Annotated in this window: 14 protein-coding genes and 2 tRNA genes; 7 read left to right on the forward strand and 9 right to left on the reverse strand. The window is 31.5% G+C overall.

The window, feature by feature from the left end; all coding sequences use genetic code 11:
- Positions 1-64: 64 nt before the first annotated feature.
- The 9 genes from mfd to purR form a co-directional block, all read right to left on the reverse strand.
- Positions 65-3586, reverse strand: a complete 3522-nt coding sequence (gene mfd, locus ACZ5N4_RS25935; protein ID WP_464205590.1) for a transcription-repair coupling factor — start codon at positions 3584-3586, stop codon at positions 65-67.
- A gap of 45 nt (positions 3587-3631) precedes the next feature.
- The gene (pth, locus tag ACZ5N4_RS25940; protein ID WP_464205592.1) at positions 3632-4195 is read right to left on the reverse strand and encodes an aminoacyl-tRNA hydrolase; all 564 of its coding nucleotides are present in this window, start codon (positions 4193-4195) and stop codon (positions 3632-3634) included.
- A gap of 92 nt (positions 4196-4287) precedes the next feature.
- Entirely contained in the window at positions 4288-5472 is a 1185-nt protein-coding gene (locus ACZ5N4_RS25945) for a S1C family serine protease (RefSeq protein ID WP_464205593.1), read from the reverse strand.
- A gap of 84 nt (positions 5473-5556) precedes the next feature.
- Positions 5557-6966 carry a HAMP domain-containing sensor histidine kinase gene (locus tag ACZ5N4_RS25950; protein WP_464205595.1) on the reverse strand — a complete coding sequence of 470 codons (1410 nt, stop codon included), beginning with the start codon at positions 6964-6966 and terminating at the stop codon, positions 5557-5559.
- Entirely contained in the window at positions 6967-7653 is a 687-nt protein-coding gene (locus tag ACZ5N4_RS25955) for a response regulator (protein WP_464205597.1), read from the reverse strand.
- Positions 7654-7857: 204 nt separating this feature from the next.
- A complete protein-coding gene (locus tag ACZ5N4_RS25960) occupies positions 7858-8817 on the reverse strand; it encodes a ribose-phosphate diphosphokinase (RefSeq protein ID WP_211142427.1) in 960 nt (319 codons plus the stop codon).
- A gap of 20 nt (positions 8818-8837) precedes the next feature.
- Positions 8838-10208: a bifunctional UDP-N-acetylglucosamine diphosphorylase/glucosamine-1-phosphate N-acetyltransferase GlmU gene (glmU, locus tag ACZ5N4_RS25965; RefSeq protein WP_464205599.1), complete on the reverse strand. Its 1371-nt coding sequence runs from the start codon at positions 10206-10208 to the stop codon at positions 8838-8840.
- Positions 10209-10367: 159 nt separating this feature from the next.
- Positions 10368-10658 (reverse strand): septation regulator SpoVG, encoded by a 291-nt coding sequence (spoVG, locus tag ACZ5N4_RS25970; protein ID WP_178907198.1) that lies wholly within the window; start codon positions 10656-10658, stop codon positions 10368-10370.
- Between the two features lie 102 nt (positions 10659-10760).
- Positions 10761-11576, reverse strand: a complete 816-nt coding sequence (gene purR, locus ACZ5N4_RS25975; RefSeq protein ID WP_464205601.1) for a pur operon repressor — start codon at positions 11574-11576, stop codon at positions 10761-10763.
- A gap of 215 nt (positions 11577-11791) precedes the next feature.
- Between purR and murC the strand changes: the two genes are divergently transcribed.
- From murC to ACZ5N4_RS26010, 7 genes are all read left to right on the forward strand, one after another.
- Positions 11792-13171: a UDP-N-acetylmuramate--L-alanine ligase gene (gene murC / locus ACZ5N4_RS25980; RefSeq protein ID WP_464205604.1), complete on the forward strand. Its 1380-nt coding sequence runs from the start codon at positions 11792-11794 to the stop codon at positions 13169-13171.
- Positions 13172-13242: 71 nt separating this feature from the next.
- Positions 13243-13557, forward strand: coding sequence for a hypothetical protein (locus ACZ5N4_RS25985; protein WP_464205606.1), 315 nt, complete (start codon positions 13243-13245; stop codon positions 13555-13557).
- Between the two features lie 112 nt (positions 13558-13669).
- A tRNA-Pro gene (locus ACZ5N4_RS25990) sits at positions 13670-13745 on the forward strand.
- A gap of 52 nt (positions 13746-13797) precedes the next feature.
- Positions 13798-13873 (forward strand) — tRNA-Pro (locus ACZ5N4_RS25995).
- A 222-nt stretch (positions 13874-14095) separates the two neighbouring features.
- Positions 14096-15442 (forward strand): [Fe-Fe] hydrogenase large subunit C-terminal domain-containing protein, encoded by a 1347-nt coding sequence (locus tag ACZ5N4_RS26000; RefSeq protein ID WP_464205608.1) that lies wholly within the window; start codon positions 14096-14098, stop codon positions 15440-15442.
- Between the two features lie 194 nt (positions 15443-15636).
- The gene (locus ACZ5N4_RS26005) at positions 15637-16290 is read left to right on the forward strand and encodes an HAD family hydrolase (protein ID WP_464205610.1); all 654 of its coding nucleotides are present in this window, start codon (positions 15637-15639) and stop codon (positions 16288-16290) included.
- Positions 16291-16395: 105 nt separating this feature from the next.
- Positions 16396-16800, forward strand: a complete 405-nt coding sequence (locus ACZ5N4_RS26010; RefSeq protein ID WP_464205612.1) for an SH3 domain-containing protein — start codon at positions 16396-16398, stop codon at positions 16798-16800.
- Positions 16801-16994: the final 194 nt, after the last annotated feature.

A 16994-nucleotide genomic window follows, 5' to 3' on the forward strand; every position in this document is an offset into this window, starting at 1 on the left:
ACTTCTCTTAATGTTTTAGCGCAATACAAACTAATTTTAACACAAAAGTATTTTTACTACAAAGTTATTTTTGTTCATATATTTTTATCATGTATTGTACTAATTCTTTAATTTCTGAAATTAAATCTTCTCTTTTTACATCTGCAAGCTTATAGGCAAACCCTGGTTTATCTCCCAACTTTAATCCTATTTTTCTAGTATAATCTCTTAATAGTCCCTTGATAACATTCTCATTTATTCTAGATTGGCTTTCAAATATAAAAAGAACTTCATTCTTTCTTTCCTTTATTTCTTCTATACCAAGTTTTTTACCAATACTTCTTATATATGAAATATTCATAAGATTATATACTGATGAAGGTATTGTAGAAAATCTATCTTCTAATTCATCCTGAATTTCCATCATATCCTCATAAGAGTCTATCGCTGCTATTTTCTTGTACACTTCAATTTTCTGTACCTCATCCTTTATATAAGAACCTGGTATATATGCATCTACTTTTAGCTCTACTGTTGTTTCTACTGGTTCGTTATCTATTTCTCCTTTTATAAGCTTTATCGTATCTTCTAACATTCTACAATATAAATCGTATCCAATAGAAGCCATGTGTCCATGTTGAGAAGCCCCCATCATATTTCCAGCTCCTCTTATCTCTAAATCCTTTAATGCTATTTTAAATCCTGATCCTAACTCAGTAAAATCCTTTATAGCCTTTAATCTTTTTTCTGCCACTTCTGTTAAAACCTTGTCTTTTCTGTAGGTTAAATAGCAATAAGCCATTCTATTAGTTCTTCCAACTCGTCCTCTGAGCTGATATAACTGCGATAATCCCATCTTATCAGCATCATATATTATCATAGTGTTTACATTTTGAATATCCATACCAGTTTCTATTATAGTTGTGGCAACTAAAATATCATATTCATTTTTCATAAAATCTACAATAATTTTTTCTAATTCTCTTTCCTGCATTTGCCCATGAGCTAAGGCTACTCTTGCTTCAGGAATTAATTTTGATATATAGGACACCATTTCCTTGATATTTTCAACTCTATTATATACAAAGTATACCTGTCCTCCTCTATTTAATTCCCTTAATATAGCATCTCTCATCAACTGATCATTATATTCTACTACATAAGTTTGTACAGGGTACCTTTCTTCTGGAGGAGTCTCTATAACACTTATATCTCTAACTCCTACAAGAGACATATGTAGCGTTCTTGGTATAGGAGTTGCACTTAAAGTTAATACATCAACATTCTTCTTTAGTTTTTTGATCTTCTCCTTATGACTTACTCCAAATCTTTGCTCTTCATCAACTATTAATAATCCTAGATCTTTAAACTGTATATCCTTTTGAAGAATTCTATGAGTGCCTATTAATATATCTACCTCTCCATCTTTTACAGCTTTTATAGTCCCCTTCTGTTGCGTTGGAGTCCTAAATCTACTTATCATATCAATTCTTACAGGGAAGTCTGAAAACCTCTTTACAAAGTTATTATAGTGCTGCTGTGCAAGTATTGTAGTTGGTACTAAAAACGCTACCTGCTTTCCATCCATAACCGCTTTAAATGCAGCCCTAATAGCAACCTCTGTCTTGCCATAGCCTACATCGCCACATAGCAATCTATCCATAGGTTTATCGGACTCCATATCTACTTTTATATCACCTATAGCTGATAATTGATCTGGCGTCTCATCATAAGGGAATTCTTCCTCAAACTGTTTCTGCCACACAGTATCCTTTGAATATCTATATCCTTTAAGGGTAGTTCTTGCAGCATAAAGCTTAACCAAATCTTCTGCTATTTCTTCTATTGACTTTTTGACTTTCCTCTTAGCCTTTGCCCATTCCGAACTCCCTAACTTATTTATTTTAGGTGATTTTCCCTCTGTACCTATATACTTTTGCACCATATCAAGCTGTTCTACAGGCACATATAATTTATCATCTGAATCATATATCAGCTCTAGATAGTCTTTTTTATGGCCTTCAAGTTCTAACTGTTTTATTCCTTTATAGACACCTATACCATGATTTGCATGAACTACATAGTCTCCTGGTTTCAGTTCCGTAAAACTCTTTATTTTACTTACACCTTTTTTAGATGTCCTATTTACTGTCTTTCTCTTAGCTTCTCCAAAGACTTCTTTGTCGGATATTACACACACCCTAAAATCCGGATACTCAAAACCGTTTAGTTGACTTCCGAAGGTTATTACTACTTCTCCTGGCTGAATTTCATGTATCACATCTCTATAAGAGCTTTCTATTTCCCTGTCCCTTAATGTATCAACTAACCTCTCTCCTCTTGGTCTGGTACCAGAAAGAATAACTATTTTAAATCCTTTGGATTTCTTGTCCTTTATATCATCAATAAGCAAATCTATTTGTCCATGATAGTTATGTGAAGTGATTTGAGAAAAATTCACTATAGACCTTGGCGAAAGCATCTTAACAGATTTAGCAATAGCATCTATAGTTAGTATTTGCTTTTCCTCAAGCATTTCAACTATATGTTCCTTATTAAATAAAAGATCAATTTGTTTAGGTAAGATATTACCTCTTTGAAGAAAACTTTTATAATTTTCTTCAAATTCAAAATATACGCTATCTAGCTTCCCTTTACATCTTTGAACGTCATCCATAATTATGAAATAACCTTCTGTGTAATCAAAAAATGTTGATAAGTTATCATGAAAGTAAGGAAGAAAACTGTCTATTGTCTCAAAGCTCCAATTTTCTCTCAGCAATTCAAGATTTTTCCCAATAACTTCTTGTATTTTTTCAATAGTGTCCTTATTTTTTTGATCCTTCAGCCTATTTGATACAATTTCTAAATCTTTTTCTATACCTTCATACCCTTTTTTTATGCTTTCCCTATTTAAAATCATCTCTTTAGCGGGAAATATTTCAATACTTTCTACTTTTTCTATACTTCTTTGAGATTCTAAGTTAAAGTTTCTAATAGAGTCAACTTCATCGCCAAAGAGCTCAACTCTATATGCTTCCGCAGCAATAGGGGAATAAATATCCATTATTCCTCCTCTTATGGAAAACTGGCCTTTGTTATCTACAATTTCAACTCTTTCATATCCACATTGTATAAGCTTTTCACTTAGATCTTCTAAATCTAAAATATCACCTATTGAAATTTTAAATGTATAATTTCTATATAAACTTACAGGAATATAACTGGAAGCTATTGCTTCAATACTAGTAACTACTACTTTCTTCTCTTTATTTAGCATCTCCTTCATTACCTTTAGTCTTTCCCATCTTAGGTCTCCAGAGATTGCATCTATATTGTAAAATACTACTTCCTTAGTTGGGAAATAATAAACATGAGGAATATAAAAAGATAAATCTTCATACAATTTCCTTGCTTCAACATCACTATGTGTAAGCACAAGAAATGGCTTGTCTAATTCCTCATACAATCCATTTACTAAATAAGCCCTTGCAGATTCTGAAAGTCCAAATGCTCCTATTGGGAATCTAGACTTGTCTATACTGCTTTTTATTTCCTTAAATTCCTTGTTAAATTTAAGGGGATTCATAAGTCCTTCTAGTCTCATTTTATAACAACCACCCTACAAACTATAAAAATTTAGTTATAAACCTTATATTTTAAAACCATTAAATTTATTCATTGCTTCTGTTATTCCTTGTTTTATTACACATTCAACAGCATCTACACTAACTTTAAATGTTTCTTCAATCCTTTTCCTGTCTTCAGCGCAAAATTTGCCTAGAACATGTGAAACCAATTGGTCATTAGGCTGTCCCACTCCTACTTTAACCCTCGGAAATACGTCTGTTCCTAAATTAGCTATTATATTTTTTATTCCATTATGACCTCCAGCACTTCCTTGAGTTCTTATTCTAAGTCTTCCAATGTCAATACTGATATCATCATAGATAACAATTATATTTTCATTTGGTATCTTGTAGAAGTTAACTACTTCTCTTACACTTTCACCACTTAGATTCATATATGTACTTGGTTTGAGCAAAATTACCTTTTCGTATGCTATATTTCCTTCTCCATACATTCCCTTAAATTTTTCCCTGTTGACAGGTATATTATACCTATCACTTATTAAATCTATTATATCAAATCCAACATTATGTCTTGTATGCTCATACTGCCTTCCTATGTTCCCTAGTCCAACTATTAAAAACATTTCTTCACTCCTAACCATATCATAATTGTTAATCACATAATTAATATATTATACTAAAAGACATAAATAATAAAGAGACTACAAAAGTCTCCTTATCTATTTTTTTCTTTCACATCCGAAAGAGTAATATTTACTTCTATAGTTTTTCCATTTCTCCAAATTTTACACTGGATAGTGTCTCCAACCTTATGTTTATCTAAAACATCTGACAGATCCTCAACCTTAGTTATCTTTTTCTTATCTAGCTCAATAATAATATCTGTAGGTTTAATTCCAGCAGCTGCTGCACCGCTTCCTTGAACTACTTCTCTTATATAAACTCCTTGAATATTGTTTTTCTCTGACACAACACCCTGACCATAAATGCCTAGAGACGGCCTTGAAACTTTACCATAATCCATTAAAGATTTTATTATATCCTTTGCTTCATTTATTCCTATTGCAAATCCCATTCCCTCTGCATTTGCCTCTGCTCCTATTTTCAAGCTGTTTATTCCTATAACTTCACCTGCTTCATTACAAAGCGGCCCTCCACTATTGCCAGGATTTATAGCAGCATCTGTTTGCAAAACCTTATATATGGCTCCACCATATTGAATTTTTCTATTTAATGCACTGATTATTCCAGCTGTAACCGATCCTGAAAACTCTTCTCCCAAAGGATTTCCTATAGCAATGGCCATATCTCCTACTTTAACTTTAGATGAATCTCCAAACTTAGCAACTGGCAAATTTTGTGCATCTACCTTTATAACAGCTAAATCTGATCTTGGATCAGCTCCAACTAGAGTTGCATTTAAAACCTTCCCACTAGAGAGCTTCACCATTATCTTAGTTGCTCCTTCTATTACATGATTATTAGTAACTATATATCCACTTGGATCAAATATTATCCCTGAGCCACTTCCAACATCCTGTACACCAAAGTAACCTTCCGCCTTATTACTTATACCAACTACAGCTGGGCTCACTGTTTCAGCAACTTTAGTTATGTCACTTTTGGATACGTCCGTTGTAGTAGCTTTATTGCCCTGCACTTTAGGCTCAACTAAAGATTGATTAAATGGTGTATAAGCTTTATTGGAATATTTTTCATTAACTATATAAGCCCCAGATACTCCACCTGATACTGCAGCTATAAGTATAAAGGCTACTCCTTTAAATAAAACTTTTAATTTAGCTTTTGTTCTTCTATTTGTAAACTTTATCTCACCTTTTCCATCGCTTACATTTTTCCACTTAACATCTTTAATACTATCAAACCTGTTTTCATCCATCCAAGTACACCTCATAATCCATCAATATTAGGGACATTATAATAAAATATTTTTACACAAATATGAACAAAATGTAATTATTCTTTAAATCCTTTTCAAAGTAAAAGTGAACATTACTCCTTGTGATTCCTTGTTTTCAATCCATATGTCTTCTCCTAGCTGAGTAAGTATACTTCTGACTATAGGCAGTCCAAGTCCTGTACTAAGTTTAGATGTTCTTGACTTATCTCCCTTATAAAACCTATTCCATATATATTTTAAATCATTCTCTGGTATAGTTGGGCCGTTATTAAATACTGATATTAAAGCCTTATCTCCTTTTGATTTTGTGGAAATTTTCACATTTCCACCTTTTTTAACATATTTTATTGCATTGTCTACAAGATTTGTAACTACTTGATTTATTCTATCTCTATCTGCTGCCACATAGAGATTATCATTCTGCATTAGCACATCGACCTTTAAACTTTTTTCTTTTATCTTCTGTTCAAATTTTATTACACATAATCTTATAATTTCGTTAATATCTATTTCTTCAATCCTTAGTTTAAATTGTCCCGCTTCAATAGCAGATAAATCCAACAAGTCATTTACAAGTCTTGTAAGTCTTTGAGTTTCTTCATAAGCAATTGATAGATAGTAATTCTCTTTTTCCTTTGGAATTACTCCATCTAAAATTCCACCAATAAATCCTTTTATGGAAGTTATTGGAGATCGTATTTCATGAGATACATTTGATATAAATTCTCTTCTATTCTTCTCTACTTCCTCTAAGGAATCTGCCATGGAATTAAAGGATTCTGCAAGCACGCCTATCTCATCTTTTGATTTTATGCTTACCCTCTTATCCACTTCCCCCTTAGAAATTTTATCTGCTACATAATTTATTTGCGCAAGAGGCTTAATTATTATCCTTTGTGAAAAATAATAAATAACTATGCATGAAATTATAATGGCAAATAATGCAGAAATCCATATAATCTCATATACTCTTATTAAGGTACTTTTTAGTTGAGTTACAGAAGTATGCATCATTATAGCACCCGTAAAAACACCTTTTGAAAAAATAGGTATGTCAAAAGTATGTACTGGAACTTTAAATACATTTCCATAGATGCCCACTTTTTCAACAGACTGGTTTTGCCTTAAAGTATCCAATTCTTCTGTAAGAACCTGAGTAGACAAAACTTCCTTATATTCACTATTTGAAATAGCATATGCATATCCATAGTTATCTACAAGCCATATATCTGTAGACAAATAGTTTCCTATAGTAGTAAGAATTTCATTAATACGATCTATAGAAACATTTCCCTTCAAATATTCCACTGCTGCAACAGAAATAAAATCTGATTCTGCTGTAAGCTGTACTTTTCTTTGCTCGAAATAATAACTTTCAAACCAGTAAGATAGAAATGCAGCTGTCATAATAAAGCTTACCGCAATTATAGCTGCAAAAGTAGCTACTAGCTTGGAGAACAACCCCTTTTTCATCTACTTCACCTCAAACTTATATCCTACTCCCCATACTGTCTCAATTTGCCAATTTGGCCCTCCCTGAAGTTTTTCTCTAAGTCTTTTTACGTGAACATCAACAGTTCTTGAATCACCAGGATAATCATATCCCCAAACTTCGCATAATAGTTGTTCTCTAGTAAATACTCTATTTTTATTGCTTGCTAAATAGTATAATAGCTCAAATTCTTTTGGAGGCATCTTTATTTCTTCACCTTTGTAAAGTACAGTGTATGAATTAATATCAACTGTCAATTGTTCAAATTTTAATATCTCTTTATTTTCATTATCTATATTATATCTTCTTAAAACGGCCTTTACCCTTGCCAATAATTCCTTAGGTTCAAATGGTTTAACTATATAGTCATCAGCGCCTAACTCAAGTCCTAATACTTTATCAAAGGTTTCTCCTTTGGCAGTAAGCATAATTACAGGAGTCTCATAATCCTTTCTTATCCACTTAAGTACATCTATACCATCGATGTAAGGAAGCATTATATCTAACAAAACTAAATCTGGTTTATACTCCTGGAAAACATCCTCAGCTTCTTTTCCATTGTGACAAACTTTAGTATCATATCCCGCGTTCTCTACATACATTTTTATTACTTCACATATATTTTGATCATCATCAACAATTAAAACCCTTCCGATTCTTCCTTCCATATTGTATCTCCCTTCGTATATTATATTTTATAATAAATAATATAATTCAAACTATAATATATTTATTTCTATATATCTAATTTATCACATATTATATATATGCTAATAGTATATCCTTAAAAAGTTACAAATAATTTACTATAATTTAATAGTATAAAAAGCATGCAGTACTTTTTTAAATCTGCATGCTTTTTAAATCAATTTTTAGTCTTCAAATAATTTGCTTACTGAAATATCTTCATATATTCTTTTAATTGCTTCTGCAAATACAGGTGCTACAGATAGTATTTTAAACTTATCTAGCATTTTTTCTTCTGTTAAATCTATAGTATTTAACATTACCAATTCCTTAATAGCTGATTCCTTTATTCTGTCTATTGCCGGACCTGATAACACAGCGTGAGTACAACAAGCATAAACTTCCTTTGCTCCCATTTGAACTAATGCATTAGCACCATTTGTTATAGTTCCTGCTGTATCTATCATATCATCCACTAGTATTACAGTTTTATCTTGTATGTCACCTATAACATTCATTATTTCTGATACATTAGCCTTTGGTCTTCTCTTATCAATAATAGCTATTGGCGCATGTAACTTATCTGCAAATTTTCTCGCTCTTGTTACACTTCCAAGGTCTGGTGAAACAACAACTATGTCTTCTCTTTCTGCAAATCCTTTTTGTATAAAGTATTTTGCTAAAATAGGTGCTCCCAATAAGTGATCTAGTGGTATATTGAAATATCCCTGAATTTGAGATGCATGTAAGTCCATTGTTAAAACTCTATCTGCTCCTGCAGCAGTTAATATGTCCGCAACAAGCTTTGCAGTAATTGGATCTCTTGCTTTAGCTTTTCTATCTTGTCTTGCATATCCATAATAAGGTATTACCGCTGTTATTCTTCCTGCTGAAGCTCTTTTAAATGCATCAATCATTATTAAAAGCTCCATTAGATTATCATTTACAGGGTTATTTGTAGATTGAACTACAAAGACATCTGTACCTCTTACAGTTTCGTTAATATTTGCTGATATCTCACCATCACTAAATGTTGAAACTACAGCATCTCCAACAGATAATCCTAAAATACCTGCAATGTCTTTTGCTAGCCCTGGATGAGAATTACCAGCAAAAATTTTAATATTTTTACCATGGGTTATCATTATGAAATCCTCCTAAAATTTTATTTCTTTATTCCTTTTTTCTCCAACCAACCTTCTTTATTAACCTGCTTGCATCTTGCGATAGCTAAAGCTCCTTCTGGAACTTCATCAGTTATAGTTGATCCTGCTGCTATATAAGTATTATTGTTAACTTTAACTGGCGCAACTAGGTTTGTGTTGCAACCAATAAATGCATTATCACCAATTACTGTTTTATACTTTTTCTGTCCGTCGTAATTTACAACAACTGTGCCACAGCCGAAATTACACTTGCTTCCTATCTCAGCATCTCCTATATATGTTAAATGGGAAACCTTTGTCTCATCTCCTATAGTAGATTTTTTTATTTCAACAAAGTCTCCAATTCTAGCTGATTTGCCTATAACACTTTCAGGCCTTACATATGCAAATGGCCCTACTGTAGTTCCTTCACCTATCTTACTTTCTAATATTGTAGAACATTGTATTGTGACATTTTTATCTATAATACTATCTTTTATCCTAGAATTAGAGTGAATAGTACAATTTTCTCCTATTACTGTTTTGCCTTGAATAACGTTACCTGGATATATTATAGTATCATTACCTATTTCAACATCTATATCTATATATGTGCAATCTGGATCAATTAGAGTAACTCCGTTGTCCATATGCATTTGGTTTATTCTCTTTCTCATAACCTTCTCAGCTTCTGAGAGTTGCGCTCTGGAATTTATTCCCATAGTTTCTTCAAAGGGTATTGGTAATGCTCCTATTTTTTCACCTTCATTTTTTAGAATTCCTATAACATCAGTTATATAATATTCTCCTTGAGAATTATTATTATCTAGTTTGTCTAAACTTTTGAGTAGACTTTCTATGTCAAAACAATACATTCCTGCATTTATTTCATTTATTTTCAATTCTTCTTCAGTGCAGTCTTTATGCTCTACTATCTTGCAAACTTCCTGATTACCTTCTCTTACTACTCTACCATATCCATGAGGATTATCTACTATTGAAGTCAATATGGTTGCTTTATAGTTTTTATTACCATGGAAGTCAAGAAGTTTTTCCACTGTGCTTTTCGTAATTAAAGGAGCATCCCCTGTAAATATTGCTACGGTACCTTTCTTTCCCTTTAAAAATTCCTTTGCACACATAACAGCATGACCAGTTCCAAGCTGCTTATCTTGCAACGAATAGTGTACAGTTCTGTTGGTAGTAGCATCCTTTACTTTATCTGCTCCTCTGCCTATAATTACATTTATGTCATTTACTTTTGCTTCTTTTATTGTATCTATTACAACGTTTACCATTTCTTTTCCACATATTTTATGAAGTACCTTAGGCGTGGAAGATTTCATCCTTTTTCCTTCTCCAGCGGCTAATATTATAGCACAATTATACATTATAACACCTCTTTATGGTCATAAACCTACATTTTTCTACTTTATATTATACGAACATCCCTTAAATATTATATTTTATATAGATATTATTTTCAACCTTATGAGTCATTTTTATATAAAAAAATCAATAATAAAAAGGAGTAGCTATACTCCTTTTTATTATTCTTCCGTAATTTGCTCGGAAGCAACTTCTTCATTTTTTACTTTTTCAAACTCTTCTAAAATAGATTTTTGTATTTTTTCTCTTGTTTGAGTATTAATTGGATGCGCAATGTCTTTAAATTCTCCATCAGGAGTCTTTCTGCTTGGCATTGCTATAAAAAGACCATTTTGACCTTCTATAACCTTTATATCGTGAACTACAAATTCATTATCAAAGGTTACTGAAACTATAGCTTTCATCTTACCTTCAGCAGCAATTTTTCTTACTCTAACGTCTGTAATTTGCATATAAAATCCACCTCCAAGATGCTTATGTATATATTATTCTCTACATTTTATATTTTTCCTTCTTTATTTTGTTAAAAATTAATAAATTTTTTGAAAATTATATTATTTGAACATTTTAGAAGGAAATAATAATGCTTCTCCATTTTCATCAATACCTTTAAAATCTACTATTGATACATAATCTTGAAAAAGTTTCTTAGGTGTTTCTACATTATCAATTAGTACACCTATCCCTAATAGTTCACTGTCAAATTCCTTCAGTAAATCTATTATGCCTGATGCTGTACCTCCAGCCTTCATGAAATCATCTACAAATATACACTTACTTCCCTTATTCATTGCCTTTTTAGATAGTGACATGTTTTGAATTCTCCCGGTAGATCCTGAAACATAATTTATGCTCAAAGTTGATCCTTCAGTAACCTTTGTTTCTCTTCTAACTACTACCAATTGAACTCCGAGCATTTTAGCGACTTCATAAGCTAGCGGAATTCCTTTAGTCTCAACTGTAACTACATAATCCACATTTTTATCAATAAATGATGCAGCAAGTATAATACCTGCTGTTTGTATAACTTGAGGGTTAAACATTAAGTCAGTCATGTATAAAAAATTCCCTGGTATTATTCTTTCTCTATTTTTCAAAATAATACATAGTTTTTCAGCAAATTCCTTAATTTTTTCATGGGATAGCCCACATACATACTTAACTCCTCCAGCAGCGCCAGATATAGTTTCAACTCTTCCCATGCTAAGCTTCATTAAAATATCCTTGACTACAACTAAATCTTCACTTATTGTAGACTTAGCAGCATTAAACATATCAGTAAAGTTATTTAAGTTTATAATCTTATTTGGATTTTCTATTAATATTTTTGTTATGGCTGCAACCCTTTGGTTTCTACTAAATTTATCCATAATCATCACCTATTCACTTTAAAATTTACGAATATTTTTTTAAAATTATATCCTATTATTCATATTTTATTCTAAAAAAACTATATAATCAATAACTTTATTGTCTTGTCCCATATATACCAAAGTTCAAAATAAAATTTAACAATTGTGTTTTTTTGACTAATTTTTGTATATAATTATTAAATGAAGTTATTTAATTAAAGGAGCTGATTCTAATGTCATTTGATTTTATAAACGATAAAAATAAAAATATACACTTTATAGGTATAGGTGGTATAAGTATGAGCGGCCTAGCTGAGATTTTATTAAACAGAAACTTTAAAGTGTCGGGCTCTGATATGAATGCTTCACCTATAACTGATACTCTATCAGCCAGAGGTGCTGAGATTCATATAGGCCAAAAGAAAGATAACATAAATAAAGATATAGACTTAGTAGTATATACTGCAGCCATATCTGAAGACAATCCCGAGCTAATGCGTGCTAAAGAACTAAACATACCGACCGTAACTAGAGCTGAATTTTTAGGCAGCATAATGAAAGGTCATAAATTTAACATAGCTATAGCTGGGACACACGGAAAAACTACAACAACTTCAATGGTTTCTCATATATGTCTAGATGCTGATTTAGATCCTACCATACTCGTAGGTGGACAGCTTGATGCTATAAATGGAAACGTACGCCCAGGCAATAGTGACTATTTTGTAACAGAAGCTTGCGAGTATAAAGGATCCTTCCTTGAGTTTTTTCCTTATATAGGGGTAATACTAAATATAGATGCAGACCATCTAGATTATTATAAAGATATAAATGATATTGAAAATGCATTTATAAAATTCGCTAAGCTTATCCCTGATGACGGTTACTTAGTTTGTTATGCTGATGATGAAAGAATGAAAAATGTGATTTCTCAATCAAACTGCAACGTAGTTACTTATGGAATTAATTCTGGTGATGTTGTGGCAAAAAATATTGTATTTAATGAAAAGGGATGTGCTTACTTTGATGTGTATAGAGATGAATCAAAACTTTTATCTATACAACTAAATATCCCTGGTAAGCATAATATTTTAAATGCCCTTGCTAGTATATGCTCTGCTTTAAGCCTTAATGTACCTTCTGAAAATATAGTAAATGGCTTACAAAGTTACAAAGGTACTCATAGAAGATTTGAACTAAAAGGAGTAAAAAATGGAGTTACTGTTGTTGATGACTATGCTCACCATCCAACAGAAGTTAAAGCTACATTGAGTGCAGCTAAAAATTATCCTCATAAGAAAATATTCTGCGTATTTCAGCCACATACCTATTCAAGAACAATAAATCTTTTTAATGAATTTAGTGAAGCTTTTGATGGTGTGGATGAACTTATATTAGCAGATATATATGCCGCAAGAGAGAAGGATACTGGTATCGTAAGCTCTTCTATGCTTGCAGACAAAGTGAAAGAAAGAGGCGTAAAATGCTCTAACATCCATAGTTTCGATGAAATAGTATCTTATCTAAATAAAAATTTAGATAATGGTGATATTCTTTTAACTGTTGGTGCAGGAGATGTCTTCAAAATAGGAGAAATGTATCTTAAAAATTAAAAAATATAACTATGCGTAAAATCCTCCAACATGGTAATAATATAACTGATAACCTGTTGGAGGTGTTTTCTATGAAAAACTTTTTGATATCTGCTGTAGTAGATATTATTTTAATTTTTATTTCCTATTTTTTGTTTAGAAATATAATTAGTGGTCCTACACGCCACAGACTTTATGAAAAATTCTTTGGTTCTTTTGCTAAATTTGTAATTTATACATTTATAGCAACTTTAATTATAACAGGCGTTACAGCCTTAATTCTTTATAGAACCTGGTACATAGCTTATATTAATATATTGGCACCAGCATTGGTTTCTATACTGATAGGATTTCTTATGTCAACTGTTCCTACACGCGGTGCAGGAGATGAAAAAAGCAAACAATAATTTTTAACGTCTACAAATAACTGATAGTAGTGAAATAACAAATCTATCAGTTATTTTATTATTATATTCACTGTTGACTTTTTCCAAAATATAGCATATAATATTTATATACCGGGGTGTGGCGCAGATGGGAGCGCGCGTGGTTTGGGACCATGAGGTCGCAGGTTCAATCCCTGTCACCCCGACCATTGAGTTACTAATAGCTAGTAACTCTTTTTTGCATTAAACATTAATATTTGTCGGGGTGTGGCGCAGTTGGTAGCGCGCTTGCTTCGGGATCAAGAGGTCGCAAGTTCAAATCTTGTCACTCCGACCAAAAATACGTGGTAGATAAAATTTATCACGTATTTTTTATAAGATTAAATTTATTTTACATTTAGCATTTAGATAGCTATTATACGCACTTATAATAATGCCTATCTTAAGCTTTTTATTTTGGAGCAATTATTAGAAATTGGGTTAATGTTTTAAATTTAGGGTAAATTATAAATAATATGGTATAATATAAATTATTACTTACTTATAAGGAGTTGTTAGCATGAAAGCAAAATATAGTGATTTATTTAAGTCATTAATAAAAGCATATTATGAAGACAAGTTTGAGGATAAGGTAAATGAAATCTTAGCATCGAATGAACTTGATAAAGAAAATCTATGTAAAGTTATTTCCTCACTTTGTGGAACCGGTATAACTTATAGTCCAAACTTTATTTCAGACTTAAAAAAAGCTATATCCTCTTACGAAGCAGACCATAAAATAGTTAATAAAATCAAACATTGTTCAATGGATTGTACAGATGAAAACGGAGAAACTATGTGCCAAAAATCATGTCCCTTTAATGCTATATTTATAGATAAGGAAAAACATACAAGTGTCATTGATTGTGAAAAATGTACTGATTGTGGTTTTTGTGTAGAAGCATGCCCTACTGGTGGAATTCTTGATAGAGTGGAATTTATTCCATTAGCGGAACTCCTTAAAAGTAAATCACCAGTTATAGCTGCAGTAGCTCCAGCAATTATTGGCCAATTTGGTGATACTGTAACTATAGATCAATTAAGAGCTGCTTTTAAAAGAATTGGTTTTACTGACATGGTAGAAGTGGCATTTTTTGCAGATATGCTTACCTTGAAAGAAACTGTTGAATTTGACCGTTTTGTAAAAAAACAAGATGATTTAATGATAACTTCATGCTGCTGTCCAATGTGGGTTGGTATGCTTAAAAGAGTTTATAATAATCTAGTAAAAAATGTTTCTCCTTCTGTATCGCCAATGATTGCTTCTGGCAGAGTACTAAAGAAGTTGAATCCTGACTGCAAGGTTGTATTTGTAGGACCTTGTATTGCTAAAAAAGCAGAAGCAAAAGAGAAAGATTTATTGGGAGATATAGATTTCGTGCTTACTTTTGCAGAAATGAAAGATATATTTGAAGCTTTAGATGTAAAACCTGCAGAGCTGGAAGAGGACACTTCTACTGAATATGCATCAAGAGGCGGAAGACTTTACGGCCGTACTGGAGGAGTATCTACTGCTATATGCGATGCAATAGAGAGAATATATCCTGAAAAACACAAGTTATTAAAGACAGCTCAAGCGAACGGAGTAAAAGATTGTAAAGAAATACTTGAAAAAGCACAAAAAGGCGAGTTAGATGCTAACTTTATAGAAGGAATGGGCTGCATCGGCGGCTGCGTAGGTGGTCCAAAAGCTGTCATTCCAAGAGAAAAAGGAAGAGAACACCTTGATGAAATGGCTGAAAACTCATCTATAAAAGTAGCCGTTGATAGTACTTGCATGAATAAAATACTCGATAGCATAGGTATATTTTCCTTTGAGGATTTTAAAGATGAAGAAAAAGTACATATATTCGAGAGAAAATTTTAACAGAACTTAATAGCATACATACGTTTTTAAAAGGAGAATGCCTCACAAATTTCTGAGGTATTCTCTTTTTGATTGTATATATATATTGACATTTATAATTCTAAATATATTATTTTATATTAGATGCCTAAGGTCACTTTTTACAGTTTATATTGCTTATATTTGATGTTATACTATAAGTCGAGGTGATATTTATGCTTAAAAATATTAAAGGTGCAATATTTGATATGGATGGTACTCTTATAGACTCTATGTGGGTATGGAGTAAGATAGATGAAGAATATTTAAAAAAGAGAAACATTGCTTTACCTAGCAACTTGAAAGAAGATATAGAACATATGGGCTTTGCAGAAGTCGCTCAATATTTTAAAGATAGATTTAATATTTCTGACACAATAGAAGAAATTCAAAAGGAATGGAATGAAATGGCCATAAATCAGTATGCCCATCATGTTTCATTAAAACCCGGTGCTAAAGAGTTTCTGTCTCTATTAAAAACAAAAGGAATAAAGATTGCTTTAGCAACAAGTAACTGTAAACCATTGATAGAAATTGCTCTTAAAAGAAATGATATATATCACTATTTTGATTCAATAACAACTACCGACGAGGTTTCTAGAGGCAAAGATTTCCCAGACGTATATTTACTAGCATCAGAGAGACTAATGTTAAAACCTAAGGAGTGCGTTGTATTTGAGGATATACTACCTGCTGTTAAAGGGGCAAAGGCTGCTGGTATGACTGTAGTAGGCGTACATGATTCCTATTCAGAATATCAAAAGGAAGACATAATAAATTCTGCTGATATGTATATTCTTCAATATAAAGAACTTATAGAGGCTGTTTAATATTTAAAATCTTAGTTAAATTTAACTAGGATTTTTTTATTTTGTGACAGTTTTGACTTATTAGTGAATATAATAATATTGTATATCTATAGGGAGGAAAGGTTAATGTTGGCGTTTTTATTTGTACTCCTCGTTGGTTTCTCTTTATTTGTTTCTTACTATTTCACAAATAAGGTATCAAATCAAAGGAAGCAAATTTTACTTCTAAAATATCAAAACAATAATTTAAAGCACAAAACAAATTCAGAGTCCAGTTTGCATACTACTATCAAATATCTAAACCCTAATTATAGTCAAGGTATCGTTAAGGAAGACTGTAATTTATATATAGCACCTTTAAGTAATTCTGCTATAATTAATTCTTTAAATCAATCTACTATAATACAAATATATGATAGTGCAGAAATTAATGATGAACTATGGTATGAAGTTTCGATTCTATCAGAAGATAGAATTAATTCAAAGGGATGGATAAAGAGTGATTATATAAGCTTCAAAGATAGTATATAAGATTTAAAGCCCGAAAATTAATTTTCGGGCTTTAAATCTTATATACTATCTTAATTGTTAAGATGAAGAAAAAACTCCTTAAAAAATTTATCTAAATGTCCTATTAAAACTAAATAAATTATTAAATATTGACTAAACAATTAAAATTAAACACTTTAATCAAAAGATTTTGAAAATTTATAATAACGTGGTAT

The organism is Clostridium nitrophenolicum, from assembly GCF_055391695.1.